General features: G+C 45.8%; 22 protein-coding genes. 20 read left to right on the plus strand and 2 right to left on the minus strand.

Annotation, left to right across the window (positions count from 1 at the left end):
* Positions 1–27 precede the first annotated feature (27 nt).
* From KNQ11_RS00345 to KNQ11_RS00395, 11 genes are all read left to right on the plus strand, one after another.
* Positions 28–1,683: a glycerol-3-phosphate dehydrogenase/oxidase gene (locus tag KNQ11_RS00345; protein ID WP_023467373.1), complete on the plus strand. Its 1,656-nt coding sequence runs from the start codon at positions 28–30 to the stop codon at positions 1,681–1,683.
* Between the two features lie 146 nt (positions 1,684–1,829).
* The gene (locus KNQ11_RS00350; RefSeq protein WP_064300369.1) at positions 1,830–2,510 is read left to right on the plus strand and encodes a DsbA family oxidoreductase; all 681 of its coding nucleotides are present in this window, start codon (positions 1,830–1,832) and stop codon (positions 2,508–2,510) included.
* 39 nt (positions 2,511–2,549) lie between these two features.
* Positions 2,550–3,539 (plus strand): lipoate--protein ligase, encoded by a 990-nt coding sequence (lplA, locus tag KNQ11_RS00355; protein ID WP_023467375.1) that lies wholly within the window; start codon positions 2,550–2,552, stop codon positions 3,537–3,539.
* Positions 3,540–3,589: 50 nt separating this feature from the next.
* Positions 3,590–4,477 (plus strand): SDR family oxidoreductase, encoded by an 888-nt coding sequence (locus tag KNQ11_RS00360; protein WP_064300368.1) that lies wholly within the window; start codon positions 3,590–3,592, stop codon positions 4,475–4,477.
* Between the two features lie 124 nt (positions 4,478–4,601).
* Positions 4,602–6,149 carry a fatty acid--CoA ligase family protein gene (locus KNQ11_RS00365; protein WP_214768932.1) on the plus strand — a complete coding sequence of 516 codons (1,548 nt, stop codon included), beginning with the start codon at positions 4,602–4,604 and terminating at the stop codon, positions 6,147–6,149.
* A 67-nt stretch (positions 6,150–6,216) separates the two neighbouring features.
* A complete protein-coding gene (gene mgsA, locus KNQ11_RS00370; RefSeq protein WP_029340960.1) occupies positions 6,217–6,651 on the plus strand; it encodes a methylglyoxal synthase in 435 nt (144 codons plus the stop codon).
* 96 nt (positions 6,652–6,747) lie between these two features.
* Positions 6,748–6,903: a hypothetical protein gene (locus tag KNQ11_RS00375; RefSeq protein ID WP_167507527.1), complete on the plus strand. Its 156-nt coding sequence runs from the start codon at positions 6,748–6,750 to the stop codon at positions 6,901–6,903.
* A 134-nt stretch (positions 6,904–7,037) separates the two neighbouring features.
* Positions 7,038–7,700 carry a response regulator transcription factor gene (locus tag KNQ11_RS00380; RefSeq protein ID WP_023467381.1) on the plus strand — a complete coding sequence of 221 codons (663 nt, stop codon included), beginning with the start codon at positions 7,038–7,040 and terminating at the stop codon, positions 7,698–7,700.
* On the plus strand, positions 7,697–9,079 hold the full coding sequence (locus tag KNQ11_RS00385; RefSeq protein ID WP_133207918.1) for a HAMP domain-containing sensor histidine kinase: 1,383 nt from the start codon (positions 7,697–7,699) through the stop codon (positions 9,077–9,079). Before KNQ11_RS00380 ends, KNQ11_RS00385 begins: the two co-directional genes overlap by 4 nt.
* Before the next feature lie 110 nt (positions 9,080–9,189).
* A complete protein-coding gene (locus tag KNQ11_RS00390; protein ID WP_029340962.1) occupies positions 9,190–9,663 on the plus strand; it encodes a competence protein ComK in 474 nt (157 codons plus the stop codon).
* A 97-nt stretch (positions 9,664–9,760) separates the two neighbouring features.
* A complete protein-coding gene (locus KNQ11_RS00395) occupies positions 9,761–10,168 on the plus strand; it encodes a hypothetical protein (RefSeq protein WP_023467385.1) in 408 nt (135 codons plus the stop codon).
* 43 nt (positions 10,169–10,211) lie between these two features.
* Here KNQ11_RS00395 and KNQ11_RS00400 read toward each other — a convergent pair whose 3' ends face one another.
* Positions 10,212–10,553, minus strand: a complete 342-nt coding sequence (locus tag KNQ11_RS00400) for a hypothetical protein (RefSeq protein ID WP_023467386.1) — start codon at positions 10,551–10,553, stop codon at positions 10,212–10,214.
* 60 nt (positions 10,554–10,613) lie between these two features.
* On the minus strand, positions 10,614–10,991 hold the full coding sequence (locus KNQ11_RS00405) for a truncated hemoglobin (RefSeq protein ID WP_133207919.1): 378 nt from the start codon (positions 10,989–10,991) through the stop codon (positions 10,614–10,616).
* Positions 10,992–11,128: 137 nt separating this feature from the next.
* Here KNQ11_RS00405 and addB point away from each other — a divergent pair, with 137 nt between their 5' ends.
* The 9 genes from addB to KNQ11_RS00450 all read left to right on the plus strand — a co-directional run bounded on the left by addB (position 11,129) and on the right by KNQ11_RS00450 (position 26,688).
* Positions 11,129–14,560 (plus strand): helicase-exonuclease AddAB subunit AddB, encoded by a 3,432-nt coding sequence (gene addB / locus KNQ11_RS00410; RefSeq protein ID WP_214768935.1) that lies wholly within the window; start codon positions 11,129–11,131, stop codon positions 14,558–14,560.
* Positions 14,557–18,108: a helicase-exonuclease AddAB subunit AddA gene (addA, locus tag KNQ11_RS00415; protein ID WP_214768939.1), complete on the plus strand. Its 3,552-nt coding sequence runs from the start codon at positions 14,557–14,559 to the stop codon at positions 18,106–18,108. Before addB ends, addA begins: the two co-directional genes overlap by 4 nt.
* A 206-nt stretch (positions 18,109–18,314) precedes the next feature.
* Positions 18,315–18,692, plus strand: coding sequence for a response regulator (locus tag KNQ11_RS00420; protein WP_023467390.1), 378 nt, complete (start codon positions 18,315–18,317; stop codon positions 18,690–18,692).
* Entirely contained in the window at positions 18,673–21,216 is a 2,544-nt protein-coding gene (locus tag KNQ11_RS00425; RefSeq protein ID WP_214768944.1) for an ATP-binding protein, read from the plus strand. The genes KNQ11_RS00420 and KNQ11_RS00425 overlap by 20 nt, the downstream gene beginning before the upstream one ends.
* 84 nt (positions 21,217–21,300) lie before the next feature.
* Positions 21,301–21,681: a DUF1516 family protein gene (locus tag KNQ11_RS00430; protein WP_023467392.1), complete on the plus strand. Its 381-nt coding sequence runs from the start codon at positions 21,301–21,303 to the stop codon at positions 21,679–21,681.
* A gap of 140 nt (positions 21,682–21,821) precedes the next feature.
* Positions 21,822–22,820, plus strand: a complete 999-nt coding sequence (locus KNQ11_RS00435; RefSeq protein ID WP_214768946.1) for a class I SAM-dependent methyltransferase — start codon at positions 21,822–21,824, stop codon at positions 22,818–22,820.
* A 106-nt stretch (positions 22,821–22,926) separates the two neighbouring features.
* Complete coding sequence (locus KNQ11_RS00440; RefSeq protein ID WP_214768949.1) at positions 22,927–24,417, plus strand: phytoene desaturase family protein; 1,491 nt, start codon at positions 22,927–22,929, stop codon at positions 24,415–24,417.
* A complete protein-coding gene (locus KNQ11_RS00445) occupies positions 24,414–25,895 on the plus strand; it encodes a phytoene desaturase family protein (RefSeq protein WP_064300359.1) in 1,482 nt (493 codons plus the stop codon). Before KNQ11_RS00440 ends, KNQ11_RS00445 begins: the two co-directional genes overlap by 4 nt.
* Positions 25,855–26,688 (plus strand): phytoene/squalene synthase family protein, encoded by an 834-nt coding sequence (locus KNQ11_RS00450; protein ID WP_055966987.1) that lies wholly within the window; start codon positions 25,855–25,857, stop codon positions 26,686–26,688. Before KNQ11_RS00445 ends, KNQ11_RS00450 begins: the two co-directional genes overlap by 41 nt.
* Positions 26,689–26,820: the final 132 nt, after the last annotated feature.

A 26,820-nucleotide genomic window follows, 5' to 3' on the forward strand; every position in this document is an offset into this window, starting at 1 on the left:
TTCGAACCTAAACAGGAGGAACTATTCATGGCTAACCAACCATTTTCAAGCAAAAACCGTGCAGATGTCTATAATCGATTAACACGTGAAGAACTCGATCTACTCGTCGTAGGTGGCGGTATCACAGGTGCGGGGATCGCCCTCGATGCAGCGTCACGCGGTATGAAGATTGGCCTCGTCGAAATGCAGGATTTCGCGTCCGGTACGTCTAGTCGTTCAACGAAATTAGTCCATGGTGGTCTACGTTATTTAAAACAATTCGAAGTTCAGATGGTCGCTGAAGTCGGTAAAGAACGTGCGATCGTTTACGAAAACGGACCACACGTCACGACACCAGAGTGGATGTTGCTTCCGATGCATAAAGGCGGTACGTTCGGACCGTTCAGTACGTCAATCGGTCTTCGTGTTTATGACTTCTTAGCAGGTGTTAAACGTTCGGAATGGCGGACGATGTTATCTGCGAAAGAAACATTAGCGAAAGAACCACTCGTCAAACAACAAGGTCTTAAAGGTGGCGGTTACTACGTTGAGTACCGCACAGATGACGCCCGTCTAACAATCGAAGTCATGAAAGAAGCGGTTGAACACGGTGCACGCGTCGTCAACTATACAAAAGCGGAAGAAATCATCTACGATGCTGGAAAAGTCGTCGGCATGCGTGTGACGGACCTCTTGACAGGTGACGTACATGAAATCCGTGCGAAAAAAGTCGTCAACGCGACAGGTCCATGGGTCGATGAATTACGTGAAAAAGATGGCTCTAAAGTCGGGAAACAACTTCGTTTGACAAAAGGGGTCCACGTCGTCATCGATCAATCGAAATTCCCACTCAAACAAGCGGTCTACTTCGATACACCAGACGGTCGGATGATTTTCGCGATTCCACGTGATGGAAAAGCGTACGTTGGTACGACAGATACGTTCTTCGATAAAGATACTGCACATCCGAAGTTCACAGTCGAAGACCAAGACTACGTCCTAGACGCGATTCACTATATGTTCCCAGAGGTTAAAGTGACAGCGGAAGACGTGGAATCAAGCTGGGCTGGTGTACGTCCATTGATTTATGAAGAAGGAAAAGATCCTTCTGAAATCTCTCGTAAAGATGAAGTATGGCAGTCTGAGTCAGGTCTCATCACGATTGCGGGTGGGAAATTGACTGGATACCGTAAAATGGGTGAGCACGTCGTTGATCTCGTCGCTAAACTCTTGAAAAAAGAAGAAAACGTCGCGTACGCACGTTGCTCGACGAAAAACATGCCAATGTCTGGTGGACACGTCGGCGGAGCAAAAGGATTTGCTGAATTCTTAAAAGCTCAAACAGCAACGAACGGTCTAACGACAGAAGAAGTTCAATTCCTAGCAAAACGCTACGGTTCGAACTTACCGAAAGTACTGGAATACGCAGCAGCATTCGATGCAGCAACGACAGCTCTTCCACGTTCTGTCTATGCACAACTCCACTACAGCATCGAACATGAAATGGTCGCTCGTCCGATCGACTTCTTCATCCGCCGTACAGGTGCTGTCTTCTTCGATATCGCTTGGGCTCGTGCTCATAAAGATGCCGTCATCGAAGAGATGAAATCTGTCTTGAACTGGACAGCAGAACAAACAGATGCTTATACGAAAGAACTCGATATCGAGATCGAAGATGCAGCACATGCACTCGTGACAGAATAAGCTCTCTAACTCATCAAGGAATCAAGATCAATATGATCTTGATTTCTTTTTTTACATATTCGTATTGACGCGGGCGGAAAGATTGCAACTCTTTCTAGAGGCGACTATGCTTAATGTATGAAATTGCACAAAAGGAGAGAACACAGATGAAAGTAGAAGTATGGTCGGATTACGCATGTCCGTTTTGTTATATTGGGAAGCGTCGTTTAGAACAAGCAATTGCGAACGAAAAGTTAGATGTCGAGGTCGAATTCAAGAGCTTTGAACTCGATCCAGATGCACCAGCAGTACCGACGCAAGGATTATACGAAATTCTTGCTTCAAAATATGGAACGACTCTCGAGCAAGCACGGAATATGTCGCAAGGTGTCGTTGATACGGCACGTCAGGAAGGCTTGCACTACGAGATGGATCGTGTCATCCCAGCCAATACATTTGAGGCTCATCGTCTGACTCAATTCGCTAAAAAACATGGTAAGATGAATGCAGTATCAGAAGCCTTGTTCACAGCGTACTTCATGAATGGAGAAGATCTGAATGACCGAGCTATTCTGACAAGGATCGCAGTAGATGCTGGACTTGCTGAGGCAGATGTCAAAGCGTTTCTTGCGTCAGAAGAACTGGCGACAGATGTTCGAGAAGAAGAAGCGATGGCACAACAACTGGGTGTCCGTGGTGTACCGTTCTTCGTCTTTGACCGGAAATATGCCATTTCTGGCGCACAACCAGTGGAAGCCTTCGAACAAGTCTTCGCGAAGATGCGCCAAGAACAAACACTTGAAGTCATCGCTGAAGGTGACGCGTGTGGTGTTGACGGCTGTAACTGATCACATTATGATTCCATCACAAAGGAGCACGAAACCCTTATGAAATTCATCTTCCATCCTGAGATTCGCGATGCGCGAATCAATCTCGCTGTCGAAGAATTCATCTTGAACAACCTGAACGTTAATGAAGAAGACTATTTCTTGTTTTATATCAATGGTCCGTCGATCATCGTCGGAAAAAACCAGAACACGAATGAAGAAGTCAATTTGAAATATGTCGAAGAAAACGGCATCCACGTCGTCCGTCGTCTTTCAGGTGGTGGCGCTGTGTATCATGACGAAGGAAACTTGAACTTCAGTTTCTTGACAAAAGATGACGGTGATTCGTTCAACAACTATAAAAAGTTCACGGAGCCAGTCGTACAAGCGCTGCATAAACTCGGTGTCGAAGCGGAGTTATCTGGACGAAACGATATTCATGTCGGAAGTCGGAAAATCAGTGGGAATGCTCAGTTCACGACTAAAGGGCGGATGTTTAGTCACGGTACACTGATGCTCGATTCGAACATCGAAGAAGTCGTCAATGCGCTTGTCGTCAGTGAAGAGAAGATGCGCTCTAAAGGCATTAAATCAGTCCGGAGTCGTGTCGCGAATATCTCGGAATTCCTGTCAGAACCATTGACGATGGAACAATTCGTCGATCATCTCCTTGCTTCGATCTATGAAGGGAAAGAGATTGAACGGTATATCTTAACCGAAGAGGACTGGGATAAAGTACGTGCCATCTCGGCAGAACGTTATGGCAACTGGGAGTGGAATTTCGGGAAATCGCCGAAATTCGACGTCATTCATAAAAAACGTTTCCCAATCGGTACGATTGACTTCCGATTAAACGTCAAAAAAGGCATCATCGAAGAAGCGAAGATTTACGGTGACTTCTTTGGCGTCGAGGATGCAGAAGAAATCGCACGGGCGCTCGAAGGTTCGCGCTATGATCGCGCGTCACTTCGCGAAGTGCTCGGTCGGTACGAATTGAAAAAATATTTCGGTGCCGTCGAACTAGATGAGGTGCTAGACGTTTTAGCGTAAGTCTTTATGGGAAAACTCCTTCTATCAACTGCATAGGGGGAGTTTTTTTCATGGGCTATAATAAAGATAATTTTTTAGAAGGTTCGTTGACGGACTTTATTGATTTCGAACGGATTTCAGAACAGTTACCAAAAACGGAGGATGAACAGCCGTTACCATATTATGAGCGTGATGATTATAAGGCAGCAGGAAAATTAGAGGGGAAAGTCGCGATCGTCACGGGCGGCAACTCTGGAATCGGGCGTGCTGTCTCAATTGCTTATGTCCGAGAAGGAGCGAAAGTTGTCATCGCCTTCTACGGTGATCAAGAAGGGGCAGAAGAAACAAAGGCACGCCTTGAGGAATTAGGAGGCGAAGTCCTACTTTCTAAAGGAGATATCGGAGATGCGGATTACTGTGAAACACTGGTCCAAAAAACAATCGATCGTTTCGGTCGCTTAGATATCATCGTCAACAATGCGAGTATGCAAAAACCAGAAGATAGTCTGAAGGATATTACAGACGAGTCGATGGAAAAGACGTTCAAGACGAATATCTTCGGAATGATGCGTCTTGCCCGTGCTGCCTTACCGCATCTTTCACTCGGTTCTGCCATCATCAATACGACATCTTCAACGGCATACGAAGGAAATGCGTTACTGATCGATTATTCTGCTACTAAGGGAGCAATCGTCAGCTTCACACGAAGTCTTTCGATGAACTTAGCGAAGGAAGGAATTCGTGTCAATGCCGTCGCACCGGGTCCGATCTGGACGCCGCTCATCACGGAAACGTTCCCGCATGAGTCGGTCAAGACATTCGGGAAAAATACACCGATGGATCGCCCAGGGCAACCGGCTGAGATGGCATCTGCGTATGTATTCTTAGCGTGTAACGATTCAAGTTATATGACAGGACAAGTCCTTCACTTAAACGGTGGCGTCATCGTCAACGGTTAAAAAGAAACTCGGTGAAAACGTTTCCAAAAAGTGTTACACTATCCATACGGTCGCTTTTGACTACGTATGGATTTTTTTTACGTAAAAAATGAATAGTCATTCATTCGAAAGGGGAATTTTGCTCATGCTTGGATTGATTCAATCCGTCGAAGAAACCGCTCGAACACATCCGGATTCAACGGCGTATGTGTTTGAGGACACGCAAGTCAGCTATCGTGAGTTTGTCGAGAAGTTTCACCGGGCAGCCGGCGCACTCGAAGCGAACGGAATCCGAAAAGGTGATCATGTCGCGCTAATCTTAGGGAATAGCCCAGCATTCCTAGTGGCATATTACGCCATCATGAAACAAGGGGCAATCGCGATTCCAATCAACCCTACATATACACCGGATGAAATCGGGTATATCCTGATGAACGGTGATGTGAAGGGGATTTTAGGCATTGCACCGCTCGTCGAAGCTGCAAAAGATCGTCTCGTGCATTTACCGAATCTCAAGATCGTCGTCTCTGTTCCCTACGCGGATCAGGAAGGACCAAACGAAACGCATCAACAAGTCACGTTCATCACGCTCGATCGCTGGCTCGAAATCGAACATCCATTGACAGAAGTGACGAATGAATTGGACGACATTGCTGTCATTCTCTATACGAGTGGAACGACAGGAAAACCAAAAGGTGCGATGTTGTCCCATCGTAATCTGACGTCGAATGCGCGCTCGATTGGGGATTATCTACATGTATCCAGTAGCGATCGGACACTTGCCGTATTACCGATGTTCCATGTTTTTTGTTTGACGGTCGTCGTCAATGCTTCACTCGCACATGGAGCGTCAATCATCATTGCTTCACGTTTTTCACCACAAGAAACGTTTGAGTTGGCGAAAAAAGAACAGGTGACGATCTTTGCGGGAGTTCCGACGATGTATAATTTCTTACTTCAAACTGTGAAGGCCCATCCGGAATATGCGACCTATTTTGAATCAACACGTTTGTTCGTCTCAGGAGGAGCGAGTCTCCCAGTGCCGCTTCTTGAAGCATTTGATCGGACATTCCAATGTCGTATCCTCGAAGGATATGGTTTATCGGAAGCATCACCCGTTACCTGTTTCAATCCGGTCAATGGTGTTCAGAAACCAGGCTCGATTGGTACATCGATCGTCGATGTCGAAAACAAAGTCGTCGATGAACTGGGACAAGAATTACCAGATGGTCAAGTCGGAGAATTGATCGTTCGTGGACCAAACGTCATGACGGGTTATTACAAGATGCCGGAAGAATCGCAAGCGACGTTACGCGATGGCTGGTTATATACGGGTGATTTGGCTCGTCGAGATGAAGACGGTTATTTCTATATCGTCGATCGTAAAAAAGATATGATCATCGTCGGTGGTTACAACGTCTACCCGCGTGAAGTCGAGGAAGTGCTCTATCAGCATCCGAATATCATTGAAGCCGCCGTCATCGGCATACCGGACGAGGAGATGGGCGAAGCTGTCAAAGCATTCGTCGTTGCCCGTGAGACGATGACGGAAGAGGAAACGCGGACATTCTGTGCTACATCACTCGCGAAATATAAATGTCCGACACAGATTGAATTCATCGAGCAATTGCCTCGTAACACGACCGGAAAGATTTTACGGACCGTGTTGAAGAAACAACCGACGAACTCATGAGTGGAATCAAGAACTTCAGGTTTCTGAAGTTCTTTTTCTGTGCATAGACCAGAAGGAGGGGATACGAATGAATATTGCATTGATCGCACATGATGAAAAGAAAGATGAGATGATGGGCTTTACACGGGCTTACGCCGCATTCTTTAAGAAAAATACGTTATACGCGACAGGAACGACTGGACAACGGATCATGGAAGCAACAGACTTGCATGTCCATCGTTGTAAATCTGGACCACTCGGTGGGGATCAAGAAATCGGCGCCCTCGTGGCACAAGGGAAAATCGATATCGTGATTTTTTTACGGGATCCACTGACGGCACAACCGCATGAGCCGGACGTCTCCGCACTCATTCGATTGTGTGACGTGTACGATCTGCCGCTTGCGACGAATGTCGGAACTGCTGAAATTTTAATCAATGGACTCGAACAAGGACAATTCGATTGGAAGGAAATCATCCGAAAGCGTCATGAACTGGAACAAAAAAAGTTTTTAGACGATTAATTTCATGAGAACGCTTCTCATTTTCGATTGAGCATGCTATAGTCAGTTTGAGGATGATACTGATTATCAATTGCGATGGAAAAGGTGGCGAAGAAAATGGAGATTCTATTAATGACGGGTGTAACGGTATTGCTAGGAGGCGGCGTTGGATTCTTGACGCACGTCGTAAAAATGGAACGTCGTCAACAGGCAACAACTGTGACTTCAAAGAACGAGCAAGTAGCGTATCCAGCGCTCCGTCTCGTCAAATAATAGAAAATTTACGACTTCGCCTTTCTTTTCTTTTGAAAAGAAAGGTTTTTTTGAATTATTATCCACTCTCCCATAATTTTGCGGAATTCCTTTGATACACTGAAACAAAGCACATTAGTCGAGGAGTGAGAGCCATGCATACAATCTATTTAGTTGATGATGAAGTGAACTTGAATCGTGTACTCGTGAAATATTTGGAGCAAGAAGGATGGCAGGTGAAATCGTTTACGTCTGGTGAGGCAGCGGCCTCTGCCATCGTTGAAAAGCCTGACTTATGGATTTTAGACATCATGCTACCGGATATGGATGGTTTTCAATTGATTAAGCGGATCAAGGCACATGATGAGACGACACCTGTCATTTTCATCTCGGCTCGGGATGAGGATATCGATAAAATCATTGGTCTTGAGATGGGATCGGACGATTACATCGCAAAACCGTTTCTTCCGCGAGAACTCGTCATCCGCGTCAAAAAGATTTTGGCACGAACGTATGCGACACCAAAGAGTGGTGTCATCCAATACGGTGATTATATGATTTATCCAGAGAAACGAATCATCGAAGAGAATGGTCAAGAAATCGATTTGACGTCGAAAGAGTACGATTTGTTGATTTTATTCGCCACACAAATTGGGACGCCGATGTCACGCGAGCAGATTCTCGTCAGCGTCTGGGGTGACGATTATTTCGGTTCGGACCGAGTCGTAGATGATCTCGTTCGTCGCGTCCGTAAAAAATTATCGAAACTCGAGCTCGAAACGATTTACGGGATCGGTTATCGCTTGGTGTCTGCATGAAAAACCGCAGTCTCGGATTCCAGATTTGGGCGATGTTTCTGCTCGTCATCGTCACGCTTTCTGCGGTCATTCTCCTGGTCATTCGGTCATCGATCGGAAATTTCATCGATGAACAAGTCTATGCGACACTTGAGAATAGCGAAGTCTTCTTCTCGAAGGACGCCTCCGTCATCGAGATGCTTCAGGATAATCCGATTGAATTCGACCGCCGAAAACAGGAGTCCCGTTCTGTTAATATCCTACTCCTTTCTAAAAACGGAAAGCTCTATTACGGTGGAGCGCCACAACAGCTGATCAATCAGATGTACCGTGATGCGATTGATCAAAAAACAGTTACGGCAAAGTATACAACGCGTCTTGATAAAGAAGATGTATACTACAGTATTCGAAAAATCGAGGATAGTGGTGAAACCTACTATCGTGTCTCTTATGTTTGGGATGCGTATCGACAAGAACTGATTACGCAATTATTCTCCAAAATCGGATTCGTCGTCATCATTGGAAGTATCTTCACGCTGTTCATTGCGTTTTGGTTAGCGCGACGTTTGACACAACCACTCGTCGAAATCGAGGGGGCGGTCGGGAAGATCGCGGCTCAGAAATGGGATACACCACTTCCGCTTGATCGCGGGGATGAAATCGGACGACTCGCACGATCCGTCGATGCGATGCGGATGGATCTTGAAAAACAAGATAAGGCACAAAAATCATTACTTCAAAACATCTCCCATGATTTGAAAACACCGATCATGGTCATCCGAAGTTATGCTCAATCCATCTCAGACGGGATTTATCCAGATGGTGATTTGACTGGATCCGTATCCGTCATTGATGAAGAAGCGGAGCGGTTGGAGAAAAAAGTCGCGGCTCTACTCTATGTCACGAAGCTCGACTATTTCGAGCTCGATCGTTCGACATGGGACAATGTTGACATCGACCGGATGGTGCATCTGTTGAAAAATCGTTTTTCCGGAACGAAGTCACTTGACTGGCATGTCAGTGGAGAAGCAGGAATCGTTCTTGGTGAAGGAGAGCAGTTACGTGTTGCGCTCGAAAATGTCATGGACAATGCGATTCGTTATGCCGAAACACGAATTGATATTCGACTGTCCGGAACAGCGGATCAGGTTCATATCGAAATCGAAAATGATGGACCACCGCTTGACGCCTCCTCGCCACTGTTCCATCAATTCTCACGTGGTAAGGAAGGGAAGTTTGGGCTTGGTCTCTATATCGTCAAACGGATCGTCGAGCGTCATGACGGGACAGTTGCAATCGAGAATCGTTCTGCGGGAAATGGAATCGGAAAAGTTTGTGTGATTTTTAATTTTCCGCGTCATTTCATTGAGCAAGAGGAAAAAAATCCAAAAGAATTTTAAAAACGGGATCTTAGGATCTCGTTTTTTTCATTAGGAAATAATCGTTACGTTCATGCAAAGCAAAAGGAAGTTTGATATAACCAATATAATCCAGGAAGGGAGCGAAGGAGATGTCATACCCAATCACGGAAGAAACGTTAGCCTTGATCCCGCGATACGGTCAATACGGTGAACCGCAGACACTCGTCATCAAGGAACATTCTGAAAGTATTTTAGATGGTCATCCCATTAAGTTGATTGAAGAATCCTGTTTGTATTTTGGTTCGTCCATGCGTGGAAGAATCGAAGCAGCGCGGCATATTCTTGGTCCGAACCGAAAGACCCCTGTTTTAGTGGATTGGCAAGCACAGACGATTTTCTTTCCAACGACCGCAAAAGAAAAGGCGGAATGTATTTGGATTAATTTTAAACAGATGAAGACTGTTCAGAAAAAATCCGGTAAAGTACAAGTCGAATTTCAGACAGGTCAATGTATCGATACGGATGCATCCGCATACAGCATCGAACGACAACGGATTAAAACACTGGAACTGGCGTATGAAATGCAGCGTCGTTTTCAGTTGCCGGAGTTTAAGAATCGGTGAAAAGTGGAAACACATAACAGGAATCTTACTTACGTAAGGAGAAACAGTAGAGAGAGAAATCATAGGGAGGTGAAGCGGTAACTTTTACCGCGACACGATGAATGAATCATACGAATGGTTAAATCGCCGAAAATTACAGCCTGGATTTGGTGCGACTGGAGGCAGACGCTTTATCAGTTCCCGCATCGTGCGTCCGGAAAATACACCGGGTAAACGAATTAAAGGAATTAAACGGGCGCGACAATTGGTCGTCGATGATGCTGGAAATCGCCGTTGGGTCACGAAACGCATCGTCGTGACGGATGCTGCGAAACACGTCACGATGAACCGTCGGACATCCATCGCCTTAAAAGAGACGAATGAGTCCCGCCTTGAGCAAGTCAAACAAAAACTAGCATCTAACAAAAAGGTCTTATTACCGATCTTGGCGGCAACAGGGATCGCTGTCGCAGGTGGCGTTCTTGCTTACGTCCTTCGTCGGAAGAAAAAACAATCTGATCAATAAAAAATAAGCCGTTCTCCAATCGGAGAACGGCTTATTTCATGCATTACAAGAATCGTTTTCGTAAAGAAGTCGAGAGTGCTTTTTCTGCGATTTCTTCTAGTTCCGTCAAGTTTGTCGGATCAAAGCTATCATTGTAGAAACGACCTACGAAGTCGACACGGTCGTAATCGAGTTCCTTGAAAATCAAGTGTTTATGGTCGTCATAAAAAACGACACGATAGTAATCGGATCCGCGTTCAAGGGTTACGAGACCTTTGATGTGATCCAATTTTTTTTGTTCTTCGGTTTGCTCTTCCTCGAGCGTGTCATCCTCGTTCGTCGATGCTTCGGCTTGCTCGATCGCATTCTTTACGAGTTCAGGTCGTTGTTCTTGTTCTTCCGTCATATTTTATCGCCTCCAATTATTATTTTACATGGAAATGGACAGATGAGAAAGAAAAATCCCTCAGTCCATCTGGTGTGCTTCACAAACGCGTAGTACATTCATCGCGCCAATTCGTAATCGATCGAGTAGTTGGAGTCGTGCTTCTTCATTTGGAATTGTCTCAAGAGAAGCTACTTCCATCAGTTCCAACCAACGGATGGCATGTTCTTTTTGAATCGGTAATAACCGGTGAATCATCGCCAAACTCGCCGGCGGTTGATCCGGGTCGCGCGGTCCTCCTGTCAATTGGGTCAAGAAGACGAGTTGTGCCTGTTCGACACGTTGTCGATCGTCAGGGAACAACGGTCGCAACAGTGAATCATGGTAGACTTGATGATAGAACGAGCGAACCAAGGATGTGAGTACATGCTCGCCTCCGATGGTTTCGTAAAGTGACAAGGAGCATCACCTGCCTTACATAGGATGTGTCCTGATTATAGCAAATTTATACGTAGAAGACATGCGCCAAAAACAGTACATTTGTTCTTGTTTGTGAGATACTAAGAGTAAAGAAAAACGAGGAGGAGGTTTTCTTGATGAACCATATGCATATTGGTCGTGCCGGGAGTGGGAAAACGACACAATTGATCGAGCGCGTCGTACAAGAACTCGAGCAACGACCATTAGGGGAGAAGATGTATTTCATCGTTCCGGATCAAATGTCATTTGAAATGGAGCGGCGGATTGCGACAGATGAACGGATAGCAGGTCTTGTTCGTCTTGAGGTCATGAGTCTACGGCGCTTTGCGTTTCATATCTTACGCGATTACGGGAATCAAGCGATTCCATTTCTCGATGAGACGGGGACACAGCTATTACTGCGACAGGTCGTCGAGGAATCAGAAGACGAACTGAAGATTTTTAAACGAACTAAAAACATGCCAGGATTTTTCCAAGGACTTGATGAGCTCATCGCGTCGTTTAAACGCTCGTTGATTGAGCCTGACATGTTGCGTCAAGTGAGTGATCGCTCTCTCGAACGGTCACCGAAATTAAACGACCTTGCGTTGATTTATGAGCGCTTTACGGAACGAATTGTCGATAAAGCACTCCATGCAGACGATTACTATACGACGTTGCTCGAATTACTTCCAAAAGCGCGACTGGATCAAGCGACGATCATCGTCGACGGATTTTATGAATTTTCGCTCCAGGAACAACAAGTTTTACTCGCCTTGATGCAACAAGTGGCTGAAATGCATATTAGTTTTACGATGGATGCAACGGATCCTTATGCGAAACAAACTTCTTTTGGTGTGTCTCAGCGGTGCTACATGCAATTGATCGGTCAGATGCAGGAACTGTCGATTCCATATGAAGAAATTTTGTATGATCAACCAATCAAGTTTCAATCAGAAGGGCTACGACATTTGGAGCAGGCCTTGTTGAAGCCGGGATATCCTCCTGTCGATCATGACATTGAGGGCTTTCAGATGACAGCTGCAGTTAACCGTCAAGTTGAAGCAGAATCAGCCGTGCGGAAAGCGATTCAACTCGTTCGACAAAAAGGGTATCGGTTTCATGAGATGGCATTCGTCGTGCGACATCTTGAGCCGTATGCGGATCACTTGGAACGAGCCTTCCACATGTATGATGTTCCATATTTCTTGGATCAACGTGAGTCGATGGTTCATCATCCACTCGTTGACTTGATTCAATCTGCTTTAGACATCGTAACGTCGGGTTATCGGGAAGAAACGGTCTTTCGTTTACTGAAGACGGAGCTCTTGCCGATTCCCGCAGAAGATGCGCGTCTAGCGCTCGATCGTTTTGAGACCTTCGTGCTCGAACGCGGCATCAAAGGGTCGATGTGGCAACAACCGTGGCAATTAAAGCGGCGCCTAGCAGAGGAAGTTCGCTTAACGGAAGAGGAGCTTGCGCAAGAAGAAGAACTGAACCATTTACGAACATTCGTCGTCGACTTGATTGAACCGTTGCACCGTCGGCTGAAACAGGCGAAGACGATGAGCGCGTATACGAAAGGTCTTTATCAATTCCTTGAAGAACAAAAAATTGCAGAACGTTTAATGGAATGGCGTAAGCAAGCACTAGAGCAGGATCAATTACTTGTTGCGCGCGAGCATGATCAAGTATATGAAGCGATACTTCATCTATTCGAGCAGCTAGAAGCTGCTGCGCCTGAGCATACCTTATCAACGGATTTGTTCGTCCAGATGGTCGAGACAGGACTTGAGAGCCTTCGTTTTGCACTTGTTCCGCCATCGCTCGATCAAGTCATCGCGACGGACTATGTCCGTGGACGATTACAACGAGTAAAAGTCGTCTTTTTACTCGGAGCGAATGATGGTCTGATTCCGTTCGTTCAAGATCAATCAAAGTTACTGTCCGAAAATGATCATGACTTTTTACATGAGCATGGTATTCCGGTTGGAAAAGCGTCTCTTGATGTGTTTGATGATGAGCTGTTTTACCTGTATCAAGGGATGATGGCTCCAAGTGAAGCCTTGTATGTCAGTTACGCACTTGTCGATGAAGAAGGTAAGGCGCTTCAGCCGGCAGCGATCACAAAACAATTAAAGCGACAATTGTTGCTCGATCGTCCGATCAAAACACACTTTGCGGAAGCTGGGGAACACGCACCGCAAGAACAACTTGATTTCGTAACGAGTCCAGATCGCGCGGCAGCAGCGACGGCGATCGAGCTGCGCCGTTTGCAACGACGTTATCCGATTCAGCCGATTTGGTTCGAAGTGTACAATACGCTTCTCGAAAACGGACAGGGACGTGAACGGATGGGGTTATTCTCGAGTGCCTTGTTCTATCAAAATCAAGCGGAAGCCTTGCCGGAAGGGTTGGCGCATCGTCTATATGGTGATTCACTGCAAGCGAGCGTTTCGCGTTTTGAGACCTATAACGCCTGCTCGTATAAGCATTTTGCTCGATACGGACTTCGTTTACGCGAGCGGAAGCTGTATAAATTTGAAGCACCGGACATCGGGAATCTGTTTCACGGCGCATTAAATGATCTGTCGCTCAGTATTAAAGCTTCTGGACGACACTGGCGAGAGATCGACGGCGAGACGTGCGGAACACTTGCGAAGGAAGCTGTCGAAAAGGTGACACCGGAAATTCAGAATGCGATCTTGATGAGTTCGAGTCGCTTCGGGTATATCAAGAAAAAATTGACGGATGTCGTCGAACAAACAGCTAAAATGCTTGTTGAACAAGCAAAACGAACAGACTTTGAACCCGACTTATTTGAAATCAGTTTTGGGAACGCGACGTTCCCACCATTACGCTTTACGTTACCAGACGGAACAGAAATTGAATTCACGGGTCGCATCGACCGGATTGATCAGGCGACGATTGGTGATCAGCTATACGTTCGAATCATTGATTACAAATCGAGTGCTCGAGGACTTGATTTTGCGGAAATCTATTATGGGCTTGCGATTCAGATGTTGTTGTATTTGAAGACGGTCGTGGAGCAGTCGGAGCTGCTTTATCAACAGCAGGCAAAACCAGCTGGTGCGTTATATTTCCACGTCAAAAACCCGATGTTACGGGGCGATTTATCGGCTGACGAAGAAGAGCGCAACCAACTGTTACTCGAGTCCTATCAAATGCAAGGCGTCATTCTCGAGAATGACGAGGTACTACGAGCGATGGATCATATTGCGTACGATGAACGAAAAAAATCACCGCTCGTCAAAGTGACATTCACAAAAAACGGACTGCATAAGACGCAGACGAAAGGTGTCGTACAAGAGGAAGATTTATCAGCGCTGATGGATCATGCATGGGAGGCATTAAAAGACAGCAGTCAAGATATCTATGATGGGGATATCGCCATCAATCCATTCGATTATCAGGAACGGACACCGTGTAGTTTTTGTGAGTATCGTTCAGTCTGTCAGTTCGATGAATCGCTTGGGAATCAGTATCGCCCATTAAAACCGATGTCTGAAAAAGAGGTACTGGAACGGTTGAAGGAGGAAGAAGAATGAGCGTGCGTTGGACGGAAGAACAACAACAAGCCATTTCAGCTAGAGGTGGACATATCCTCGTCTCAGCGGCAGCGGGATCAGGGAAGACAGCGGTCCTCGTTGAACGGCTGACGCAACGATTGATTGATCCCGAAGATGAGTTGTCGGCTGATCGGATTCTCGTCGCTACCTTTACGAATGCGGCAGCACGTGAGATGAAGACGCGGGTCATTGAGGTGATGGACCAGCGCATCAAAGAGGCACCGGATGATTTGTATTTGAAAAAACAGCGTCAATTAATGAACCGGGCACAAATTACAACGATTCATTCGTTCTGTTTGTCGATTCTGCGCGAGAATTATTACCGGATTGGTCTAGATCCTGCGTTTCGAATTGCCGATGAATCTGAATTACTGTTATTGCAAGACGATGTCTTAGAAGCGGTCTTTGAGTCCTTTTATGCTTCTGAGGACCCGGGATTCTATGATTTGATTGATAGTTATACGTCAGATCGGGATGATCAAGCGATGCTGACACTGATTTCGAATCTCTATCGGTTTTCCCGTTCCTTACCGGATCCGGAAGCTTTTTATGCACATTTAATCAGTCAGTACGATCAGCCAATTGACCCGGATGATTCTCCACTCATGCAACGACTAGTCGAATTAGAGTGGGAAAGTCTCTCGAATTTATTAGGACGTTACCGAGAACTTGCTTTTGAGCTGGAGCAGTCTGGTTATACGGAAATGGGACAGATGATGCGTCAGGACATTGCTCCTTTTACCTTGCTTGAGACGTCGGCACGCTACTGGTCGATGGTTGCGCTTGCTTTTCAAGCAGTAGAATTCGGTCGTTGGAAGAGTCCACGCGGGGATGAAGGAATCAAACCGTTTCAAGCAGAGCGGACGCGACTCGTAGCGGAGTTCAAGAAAATGAAAGAGCTGTTCGTCCAAAAGACCGGTGTCGATTACTTGGAGGACTTGCGGTCGCAGTTGCGACACGTCGAGACGATCGTGACACTCGTACGTCAATTTGCAAGCGATTATCTCGAAGCGAAACAACAACGTGGTATCGTCGATTTTTCGGATCTTGAACATTTTGCATTAGAGATCTTGACGGACGAAGGACAACCGTCAGACGTGGCAAAACTTCTGAAGGAACGTTTCGTCGAAGTACTCGTCGACGAATATCAAGATACGAACGAGGTTCAGGAACGTATCATCCAATTGGTCTCGAAAACAGATGAGGCAACAGGAAATCTCTTCATGGTCGGTGACGTCAAACAATCCATCTATAAATTTCGTCATGCAGAGCCAGGACTGTTCCTTGAAAAATTCAAACGATTCCAACAGACCGATGTGGGAACACGGATCGATTTAACAAAAAACTTCCGTAGTCGTCTTGAAGTGCTGGATGGAACGAATCAAATTTTCCGCCAAGTAATGGATGAGACGGTCGGGGAGATTGATTACGATGAAGCCGCGCACCTTCGACTCGGGAATCTGAGTTATCTCGAATCGGAGCAAGTGGCACCTGAATTACTTTTGATTGATCCACTTGATAGTGAAAAGGAAGAGGTTGAAGCACGAGCGATTGCAACGCGAATTTTAGAACTCGTTGATTCGAAGCATCCACATCTAATCTATGACGCGAAAGCCAACCGATTCCGGACCTGTGAATACCGCGACATCGTCGTCTTAGCACGGTCGCGTGGTAAGCGTGTCCAAGTGCTTGTCGAAGTGCTCGAACAGTATGAGATTCCGGTCTATGCGGATACGACAGGCGGATACTTCCAAGCGACGGAAATTCAAATCATGATGGCATTGCTCAAGACGATCGATAATCCGCTTCAAGACATTCCATTCGCGAGTTTGTTACGATCGCCGATTTTTGGGGTGGCGGATCGAGATTTAGGACGGATTCGAGCAAAACAAAAAGAAGGAAGCTTTTATGAGGCAGCGCTAGCAATGGCGGCAGAGGAATCATCACTCGGAATTCGAATGGATGAAATCATCCGTCAGATTCAATCATGGCGAACTGAAGCACGTGGGAGTGCCCTACCTGCCTTCATTCGATCGCTCTTTGATCAGACCGGCTATTTTGAATACGTCGGCTGTCTCGCCGGAGGCAAAAGTCGTCAAGCCAACTTGAACGCTTTATATGAGCGAGCGAAGCAATATGAGACGTCCGGTTATCGTGGTCTCTATCGTTTCCTTCGTCTAATCAATCGATTAATTGAACGAGGAGAAGACTTCGCAGAAGCCCGTTCGCTTGGAGAAGACGAGGACGTCGTTCGCATCATGACGATCCACCAATCAAAGGGACTCGAGTTCCCCGTGACGATCGTCAGCCAATTGACGAAGCAATTCAACAAACAGGATCAAATGCAGGCGATTCAGTTGCATAAGACGTATGGTATTGCCCTAGATGCGATTGATCCGATTCGTCGTTTGCGATCTGGGACACTCTTAAAAGAAGTCATCCGCCGGGAAATGGATCGAGAGATGAAGGCAGAAGAGATGCGCGTCTTGTATGTTGCGATGACTCGAGCGAAGGAAAAGCTGATTCTCGTCGGGACAGTCAAGGATTTAGAGGATCAAATGGCGACCTGGCAGATGACGCCACCAGATGAAGTCTTACTACCTGAAAATGATCGACGCCAAGCGAAGAGTTATGCGGAATGGGTCGTTCCGGCAGTCTTACGCAGTAGTTTACTACGTCCGGATGAGACGGATTGGTCGATTCGTGTGATGTCGTTAGAGGAGTTAGCACCGTATCAAGAAATTTCAACACTCGTGGAGCAACTCGAACACGTCCAGAAGCTTGAAAAAATCGATGTGCCGGTTAATTCACAAGTCAAAGAAATTGTCGAAGCGGCATTTTCGTATCAGTATCCGCATGCGCTTGCGACAGAGACGGCAGCAAAACAGACCGTCACGGAACTGAAGCGGGCGGAGCAACTGGAGCGTGCAGCATTCGAAACGACATATCGCCAGACGACGTATTACCGTACGCCACAATTCCTCGGACCTGTTTTAAGTGGAGCGGAACGAGGAACGGTCTTACACTTAGCGATGCAATTATATGAACCGGACGAACCGATTTCGCAACAAATTGATCAATGGGAAGCGACGGAACGCATTACGCCGATTGAAGCGACGACGATGCGGGAAGCGACAGCACAGTTACAAGGGTTCCTCGACTCTGAAATCGGACAATTGTTCAACGAACGATTACGGACGAACCACGTCTATCGGGAGTTGCCGTTCACATATAAGATTGGGGCATCGCGTTTCCGGAAAGACTGGACAGGTCCAGTGGATGACGCAGTCATGCAAGGAATCGTCGACTGTTTGATTCAGGATGGGGAGTCATATATCTTGCTCGATTATAAATCGGATCAAATCGTTACGACGGAAGTCGGACAGACACCTGCTGATGTGTTACGGGATCGGTACGCGACTCAGTTGAATCTGTATCAAGAAGCGTTAGAAGCGATTCTTCATATTCAAATTTCACGCAAGGTCATCTATGCGTTTGCTTTAGAAGAAACGATTGATTTAGTTTAATTTAATTTTGATACGATCGAGACCTTCCTCGTCCTCCTACTTCAGGTAGAGATGAGGGAGGTTTTAGTATGGGTCGAAAGAAGGATGAGGAATAAGGAGGGAAAATCAGTTTCTAAAGTAATTTCCGTTTCTTATTGTGAAAGAACTGTGTAAAATAAAGAAGATATGTTACTTTGGTGATGGATAATTTTGGGAGGTTTTAATAGATGGCACGTATTTTATTAGCAGAAGACGAAGATGTCTTACGAATGTTAGTACTCGATACACTAGAAGATGAAGGATATACGATCGACGAAGCGACGGACGGTGACGAAGCGTATCAAAAAATCATGAACGCTGAGTATGATCTCGTTTTACTCGATTACATGATGCCTGGAATGACAGGGATTGAAGTCATCGAGAAAGTCCGACAACATCCAGATAAGCAACACTTAAAAATCATGATGTTGACGGCTAAAAGTCAACAATCAGACCGCGAACGAGCAGAAGAAATCGGAGCGAATTACTTTTTCTCGAAGCCCTTTAGTCCGTTAGAACTGATTGATGTCGTGGGAGGAATACTGAGTGATCACCAAGTGGATTAATCGAAAAATCGGGCGCCAACTCATGGCCTCCTTTTATGTCGTATTAGCTACATTGATGATTTCATCATTGATCGTCTACAACTATACCGATACAAAACTGCAGGCGACTCGGGCGAAATTAGAAGATATCCGTGACCGGAGTGCACGTGCGGGTGCTTTATGGGAAGAGTGGCAGGATGTCCAGTTCAACATGCGCGGTTATGCCTTGATGGGGAATGGTGATCTATACAATCAAGTCATGGCTCAACAAGATAAGATTGATCAGCAGACAGAATGGTTCGAAAAAAATGCGATTTATGATCAAGGAAAGGCATTCGCCCAGTCCTCGAGAGAATTGTATGGTTATTATTTCGATGCGATTTTGCCGCTTATTCAATCCTATGTCCAAGCGAAAGAATCTGGAGATGTCACGGAATCCTTCTTAAAAGGAACAACACTTGCTGAACTGCCACTTGGTCAGCAATTATTAGCTGAAGGTAAGATTCAATTAGATGCTCAAGGAAACATTGATGTACTCTCGGAAATCAATAAGAGCGAGCTAGCACTCGGCGGTTATCGCGAATTTTTAGAGGATTGGGCACAACGGACGAGCGACCAACTGGAACGGGAGATCCGGACGACACAGCTGATTTGGTTAGCGAATATCGTCGTCTTACTTGCCGTCTTGATTTTCTTTATTTATCCGTTTATCCGCCGCATCACGATGGAATTATTATCTCTCGTCAAGAACAGTCAACGGCTTGCGAACGGTGAAGATGTCTCGAGCGTCAAAGTACCGAATCGTAAAGATGAAATCGGAATCCTGGCGTTATCCTTCAATCAGATGGCAAGTTCGATTTCCGAGAACAAGCAGCATTTATTAGCGAAAAATGAAGAATTACAGGCGCAACAGGAAGAATTACAAGCACAGCAGGAAGAATTGCAAGCACAGCAAGAAGAACTCGAAGAAGCATTAGAGCTGACGATGCGGAATGAGCAACATTTGCAGTATCGGAATGATTTGACAGAAACGCTCGCGGCACGTGAGTCGTTGACTGCTTATCCAGAAATCATTGAGAAGCTCGTCACGATCACAGATTCTGAGATTGGTGCATTAGTATTTGTTGATGAAGAAGATAGTTATTCTGTCGTTACGTATGGAATGACGGATGAATTGGCAGAACAGCTGCTTCAAAACGATGCGTCTCTCTTAAAACGAGCTGAGTCACTAAAGTCACCTGTTCATTCTTCTAAACAAGTCGCAAGCAATCATCCACTGCCGTACCCGTACTATATGTACGAAACAGCTGTACCGATTCTTGAACCGACGTCTGGTGACATCATCGCGTATATCTACCTTGTCCGTTATCGCGATCAGTTTACGAACGAACAGATGCGTGATGTCATGTCCTTCTCCCGTCAATTATCGCTATCGCTTTTACGGATGCGGTTGTTTGACGAGATGACGAAAGAGAAAACGAAGACGGAGCGGATTCTCGATTCGATTCGAGAGGCCGTCATCTATCTTGAACCGGGTAAAGAAGAGGTCTTCGTCAATCGACCATTATACGATTTATTCCCGGAATTACGTTATGGTGTTCAGACTGAACAGGAGACATTGCAAACGTGCTTAGAAGTCATTCGATCCGTCGTCGACGAACCAGAAGTCTTTAGCCGTTATGTTGATTCAGTTCTGCGTGGAGAATTACCGACCGATAGTTTACAGTTCTCGATTCGAAACGAAACGGTATTCATTCAATTTTATGTCGAGGTGATCCATATCCATCACGTACATAAAGGAACGATGCTCGTCATGCGTGATGTAACGAAAGAGACTGAAATGGATCGTTTGAAATCAGAACTCGTTTCAACCGTCTCTCATGAACTTCGGACGCCACTCTCTTCGATTTACGGATTTACAGAACTCATGCTCAACCGAGACATCGAAGAGTCGCGCCAAGATCGATATTTGCGGACGATCCATTCCGAAACGGAACGTCTTGCGAATCTCGTCAATGATTTCTTAGATGTCCAGCGCATGGAGTCGGGCACACAATCGTATAAAAAAGCATCCGTGAACATCTATACGATTGCTGAAGAAACGACACAATTTTATGCGGCTTCGACACAGGCTCATCGGATTACGTTCCGTCACGAGGGAAATCAGTTGCCTGTCATTGAAGCAGACGAAGAAAAAATCAGACAGTTGCTCAATAATTTATTGAATAATGCGGTGAAATATTCACCATCTGGTGGTGCGATCGATGTCGTACTCACGACATCACTTGATCAAGTCATTCTTCAAGTTCGAGATGAGGGAATCGGGATTCCAGAACAATCGCTGAGTCGTCTATTCGAAAAGTTCTATCGCGTCGATAACTCGGATAGTCGAAAAATTGGTGGGACTGGTTTAGGACTAGCTATATGTAAGGAAATCGTCACGGGTCATGGTGGAGAAATTCATGTCGAGTCAGTCGTGAAGGAAGGTAGTCTTTTTACCGTCAAATTTCCACTTGTCCAGTCTACACATGTGACAATCTCCTGAAAAAACCATATATCAACAAAATAACACTAGGTGTTCGTCCTGAAATCAGATACGATGAAATAGGAAAAGAAAGGAGGAAATGAAATGCCAATCACAGCATTCGTTCACACACACGTCTTACTTTGGGTACTTTTATTGGTTACGTTCTTCGTCGCTTTTTCGATGTACAAGAACAACAAAAAAGCTGCAAAAGGGATTCATATGGCGTTCCGTCTGTTGCTTTTATTGACATTCGCGACAGGTCTTTATCTGTACATCAAAATCATGGGGATGTCTGAAAATCCAGACCCACTCTACCATGCGAAGATTACACTCGGCTTATTGTCGCTCATCTTCGGAGAGTTGACACTTGTTCGACTTAAAAAAGGAAAAGCTTATTCCGGTTTCGTCATCGGATTCATCGTGCTTGTCCTTGTGACAGTATTCCTAGGCTATTCACTCCCATACGGTATGAAATTCTTCTAAGTTCATGCGGGATCAAAGAGTCCTTTTCGACCTCATAGGTTGAAAAGGGCTCTTTTTGTCATGTTCGTTAGTAATTTTTGTTTACAAGTGGTTGTTATTTGGGAAAAGGGATGTATTACACAGTAGAGAGGGGAACGCTTGTGGCACAGTTGAAGGAATGGACGAAAGTTTTCCGGGCACGAAAATGGATGAAACGCGCAGAACCGGTGTTACCACTTTGGCATGGGTATATCGGTTATAAATATGGATTATTCGATGCTCTTCAAACAGGAGCAACACAAGCAGAGGCACAGCTACGGATGCAGCGTCCGCTGACACAGGAAGCGTTATCCCGCTGGTTCGAAGTCGGCGTCGCAGTCGGTCACTTGAAGAAAAAAGATTTACGCTATACAGCGACTCGCCATGTTCTTCCGGAACTCTCTCAATCAGACGATCGGAGTATCGGATTCATGTTATCGGAAATGATGGAGCTGCACTTGCCAGCACTATTCTCTTATCCTCAATTTTTAGAAGAGGGTCAACAAAAGACCTTTAATGGAGAGGAACATGGAGACATCGTGGCTGAAACTTCAGCTCTCGTTGAGACTGTTGCTTTCCCAGCAGTACGCCATATCATTCGGAGTCGTAATCTGACCTCACTTCTTGATATTGGTTGTGCTTATGGTGGGTATCTCCGTAAAATCCATGAGGCATTGCCGGACTTACGACTCGCCGGAATCGATATTGAAGAATCCGTCATCGCAGAAGCAAAACGACGAGATACGAGCGGAGAGATTGATTTTGTCGTTGGAGACATCAAAACGTTTGATGTCAAAGAGACATATGACGGTGTCATGATGAATAATATTTTGTATTACTTCCCGCAACCGGAACGCCTTGCACTATTAAAAGGAGTTCGTCGTTTCGTCAAGGATGATGGAACAGTCATTCTCGTCACACCATTACGTGACAGTTCACATGGTGCACCTTTCTCAGCAGCATTCAATGCCTTCATGACGTTGCATGAGAATCTGTATCCATTACCAAGTAAGGAAGAATTGAAAGAAGGTCTAACGAAAGCTGGGTTTGAAAACATTTCGATCACACCATTCTTAAAAGAAGGTGCCTGGTATATCGTCACTGCAAACGCCACTTCCTAAGCGAAGTCTGGCGTTTTTACAGTTGGAAGACAGTTCAAATTTGTTGCTTTTACTATGTGCTTAGTATAATAGTTGAAACGATGAGAGATAAAAAGGAGAGATTTGGGTGAAGCGACGCGTAGCAGTGATTGGAGCAGGACCTGGGGGACTTGCATGTGCCTTGTTATTAGCAGGAAAAGGAGTAGACGTCACCGTTTACGAAAAACAAACGCAAGTCGGTGGACGAACTTCTGCCGTCAAGCTAGGTGACTATACGTTCGATCGAGGACCAACATTCCTTAATATGCCGCATATTTTAGAAAACGTTTTTCACGAAGCCGGTTTACGATTAGAAGATTATTTAGATTTAAAGGCGCTTGATCCGATGTATACACTCTATTTCAAAGGCGGAACAGAGGAGTTTACGATGACGACGGATCGGGACCGGATGAAAGAGGCAATCGAACGACAATTTCCTGGAAACGGGGAAGGGTACGATCGATTCATGGCAGAGCAAGCACTTAAGCTTGGAAAACTCATGCCAATCTTACAGACACGTCACGATCGGCTGACGGATTACTTATCACCGCGTGTCTTAACGGCACTTCCGCGCCTATCGCTCGGACGATCGCTTTATGATGTTTTATCCGACTACTTCACGAGCGAAGAATTGAAGTATTCTTTTACATTCCAAGCGAAATACTTAGGCATGTCAGCTTGGGAATGTCCAGGTGGTTTTTCGATCTTGTCTTATATGGAACATGCTTACGGTGTCCATCATCCGATTGGTGGAATGCATCAAGTACCGCTTGCAATGCAACGTGCGATCGAAGAGCTAGGCGGAACCGTACAGTTAGGTGCGGGCATCGAACAATTGATCTTAAACGGAAAAGCTGTCGAAGGAGTCATCCTCGAGTCAGGTCAACATGAGTTATTCGATGAAGTCATCATCGGTGCTGACTTTGCGCATGCGATGAATCATCTGGTGCCGGAAGGGGTTCTGAAAAAATGGTCCCGACCAAAAATTGACCGTAAAAAATTCTCGTGTTCGACGTTCATGTTATATCTTGGTGTCAACCGGACGTTCGATGCACCACACCATACGATTTACTTTGCAGAGGATTATGAGAAAAACGTTCGCGAGATGACGCAGACTTTAGAATTATCGGATGACTTTTCGTTCTATGTCCAAAATCCATCCGTGATTGATCCAACGCTAGCACCTGAAGGCAAGTCTGCTATGTATGTCCTAGTGCCAGTGCCGAACAATTACTCTGAACTTGATTGGTCGATCGAAGGACCGAAACTACGTCGTCGTGTTCTGGACGCTCTTGAAACGCGTTCACCGTATCAAGGGATTGAGGCGGCAATCGAAGTCGAAGAGATGTTCACGCCAGACGACTGGGAAGCGATGGGGATCCATCAAGGCGCGACGTTCAATCTCGGTCATCAGTTGACACAGATGATGTACTTCCGCCCGCATAATCAATTTGAAGAGCTCGATCATCTGTATCTCGTCGGAGGTGGCACACATCCGGGTAGCGGATTACCGACGATTTTCGAATCCGCGCGTATTACGGCAGAACTCGTGCTCAAAAAAGAAGGGGTGCGGACATGAAGATAGGATTCGTAGGAGCCGGTGTCGGTACACTGCATGCAGCGCTTTTGCTGACAGCAAGACATCCTGGAGTCGAGATTACGATTTTTGAAAAAGAAGCGCATGTCGGTGGTCGATTACGATCCGTCGATTTTGAATCGGGTGGCCGCATCGATGAAGGTCCGACGATCGTTCTGATGCCAGGCAAGTTAAAAGAGCAGTTAGCAGAAGCCGGCGTGACGGGAGTAGAACTTGAACGGGTCGATCCATTGTATGACCTTCACTTCGACGATGGTACCGTCGTCACGAAAGTAGCCGATGTCGTGGATCAAGCGATCGCGATCGAACGTCAATTCGGTGAAGGTCGTGGATTTTATGAATTCATGCATCAAAAAGAAAAGGATTATGAGACGAGTGTATCGAAATTTTTAGAACGTGGTTATCGTCGGAAGACGGAGTTGTTGCACCCAGACATGATGCGTCCATTATTACAGATGCATGCTCTAGAGACTGCACATGACCATTTGAAGCGATACTTCAAGAGTAAATATTTGCGCATGGCATACAGTTTCCCAACATTTTATATCGGCGGAAACCCTTATACGACACCGTCGATTTACGGTTTGATTCCGTACCGGGAACAAGCAGAAGGTGTCTGGTATGTAAAAGGTGGCTATTTCTCGCTTGCTGAACGCATGTACGACACATTAGTCGAACGTGGTGTCCGATTCGTCTTCGAGGCACCCGTTGAACGAATCGTCGTCGACCAAGGACAGGCAAAGGAAATCGTCTTACAAGATGGCACACAGGAAGCATTCGATCAAATCGTACTAAATGGAGAGTTTCCATTGATGGAACGCCTTGTAGAAGGTAAACAACCTAAGACCTATACACCTTCAGGCGGTACGCTATTGCTATATTTCAAGATGAAAGGGAAAGTCGATTTACCGGTGCATCGCTTTTTGATGCCAAACGACTTGGAACCGCTCATGACGAATATCTTTAAAAAAGGACGATTACCTGAACATCCGGCAGTCTATCTGTTCCATCCGAGTCGGATTGACCGTAGTTTAACAGGAACGGACGATAGCGTCGTCTATTCATTAATTCCTTCTCCGCGTGGCTATGGTGTAGAAGATTATGAAAAAGTAGACTTCATTGAGACCGTACTTGAAAAAATCGAGCATCATCATCCGGGATTCCGGGAAAAGATACAAGAAATGAAGATTCGTACACCGAATGATGCACAGGCCTTTGGATTATATCAGGGAGGTAGTTTTGGGATTGCGCCGACGATTCGCCAATCGGCTGCCTTAAAGACACAGGCAAAACCGTATCCGGATATCGATCGATTATATGCTGTCGGTGCATCGGTGCATCCGTGTGGAGGAGTACCAGTCGTCATGATGGGCGCAACGATACTCGTAAACCGAATGGAACAAGAGATGGGGTGGAAACATGAATTCAGTGACGATCCAGAACGCGTATATCAAATGTGAGGAAGTCATTCAGTCCGGATCTAAGACGTTCTATAAAGCCTTTTCACTCTTACCAAAAGCAGATCGACAAGCTGTTTATGCCATCTATACATTTTGCCGGTTCCTCGATGATACCGTCGATGAGTCGGATACGCCGAAAGAGAGTTTACTAGCTTTCTTGAATGAATTCAAACGGTTCCGTGATGGCGAAGTACTAGACAAACCGTTATGGATTGCGTTGGCAGACGTATTTGAACGTTATGAAATGGATGAGACACCATTTCTTGAGCTCGCGGAAGGGATGCGTTGGGATATCGAGAAAAATCGTTATCAGACGCTTGAAGAGACAGAGCAATACAGCTACTACGTAGCGAGTACTGTCGGTTTGATGTTGTTGCCCATCCTTGCACCGCAACAGCCTGATCTCCGTAAGTCTGCTATTGATCTTGGAATCGCGATGCAATTAACGAATATTTTACGAGATGTTGGTGAAGATGCAAAACGCGGCCGTATCTACTTGCCTCATTCATGGATGGAGACATACGGTGTCACAGCAGAATCGTTACTCGCTGGTCGTCCTTCAGGAGACTTTATCGGTCTCTGGGAAGAGGTTGCACTTCGAGCAGAGCATCTGTATGACGCAGCGATTCCATCGTTTGAACGGTATCCACGAGAGAGTCGGCGTGCTCTGAAGGCTGCTGCCTTCCTGTACCGTGGTATACTCGATGCAGCGCGGGATAATCACTATGACGTCTTTACAAAACGGGCGTACGTCAGCCGTTGGCAAAAAATGAAGTTACTTGCTACGATTTAATACATGACCATAGAAAAAAGACCTTGGCGGGGACCAAGGTCTTTTTTCTATGGTCTGAGACCGGGGAGTCTCAGATTACTTCTAAACCAGAGCGAACATCTGGACTACGAGATAGGTCTGTTTCGACCACGG

This window comes from Exiguobacterium sp. s39 (genome assembly GCF_018618925.1).
Classification (GTDB): Bacteria; Bacillota; Bacilli; order Exiguobacteriales; family Exiguobacteriaceae; genus Exiguobacterium_A; species Exiguobacterium_A abrahamii.

What these genes read in the sequence shown, in the direction of transcription:
- KNQ11_RS00345 (WP_023467373.1), top strand. Translation starts at nt 28, where the DNA reads ATGGCTAACCAACCATTTTCAAGCAAAAACCGTGCAGATGTCTATAAT.
- KNQ11_RS00350 (WP_064300369.1), top strand. Translation starts at nt 1,830, where the DNA reads ATGAAAGTAGAAGTATGGTCGGATTACGCATGTCCGTTTTGTTATATT.
- lplA (WP_023467375.1), top strand. Translation starts at nt 2,550, where the DNA reads ATGAAATTCATCTTCCATCCTGAGATTCGCGATGCGCGAATCAATCTC.
- KNQ11_RS00360 (WP_064300368.1), top strand. Translation starts at nt 3,590, where the DNA reads ATGGGCTATAATAAAGATAATTTTTTAGAAGGTTCGTTGACGGACTTT.
- KNQ11_RS00365 (WP_214768932.1), top strand. Translation starts at nt 4,602, where the DNA reads ATGCTTGGATTGATTCAATCCGTCGAAGAAACCGCTCGAACACATCCG.
- mgsA (WP_029340960.1), top strand. Translation starts at nt 6,217, where the DNA reads ATGAATATTGCATTGATCGCACATGATGAAAAGAAAGATGAGATGATG.
- KNQ11_RS00375 (WP_167507527.1), top strand. Translation starts at nt 6,748, where the DNA reads ATGGAGATTCTATTAATGACGGGTGTAACGGTATTGCTAGGAGGCGGC.
- KNQ11_RS00380 (WP_023467381.1), top strand. Translation starts at nt 7,038, where the DNA reads ATGCATACAATCTATTTAGTTGATGATGAAGTGAACTTGAATCGTGTA.
- KNQ11_RS00385 (WP_133207918.1), top strand. Translation starts at nt 7,697, where the DNA reads ATGAAAAACCGCAGTCTCGGATTCCAGATTTGGGCGATGTTTCTGCTC.
- KNQ11_RS00390 (WP_029340962.1), top strand. Translation starts at nt 9,190, where the DNA reads ATGTCATACCCAATCACGGAAGAAACGTTAGCCTTGATCCCGCGATAC.
- KNQ11_RS00395 (WP_023467385.1), top strand. Translation starts at nt 9,761, where the DNA reads ATGAATGAATCATACGAATGGTTAAATCGCCGAAAATTACAGCCTGGA.
- KNQ11_RS00400 (WP_023467386.1), bottom strand. Translation starts at nt 10,553, where the DNA reads ATGACGGAAGAACAAGAACAACGACCTGAACTCGTAAAGAATGCGATC.
- addB (WP_214768935.1), top strand. Translation starts at nt 11,129, where the DNA reads ATGAACCATATGCATATTGGTCGTGCCGGGAGTGGGAAAACGACACAA.
- addA (WP_214768939.1), top strand. Translation starts at nt 14,557, where the DNA reads ATGAGCGTGCGTTGGACGGAAGAACAACAACAAGCCATTTCAGCTAGA.
- KNQ11_RS00420 (WP_023467390.1), top strand. Translation starts at nt 18,315, where the DNA reads ATGGCACGTATTTTATTAGCAGAAGACGAAGATGTCTTACGAATGTTA.
- KNQ11_RS00430 (WP_023467392.1), top strand. Translation starts at nt 21,301, where the DNA reads ATGCCAATCACAGCATTCGTTCACACACACGTCTTACTTTGGGTACTT.
- KNQ11_RS00445 (WP_064300359.1), top strand. Translation starts at nt 24,414, where the DNA reads ATGAAGATAGGATTCGTAGGAGCCGGTGTCGGTACACTGCATGCAGCG.
- KNQ11_RS00450 (WP_055966987.1), top strand. Translation starts at nt 25,855, where the DNA reads ATGAATTCAGTGACGATCCAGAACGCGTATATCAAATGTGAGGAAGTC.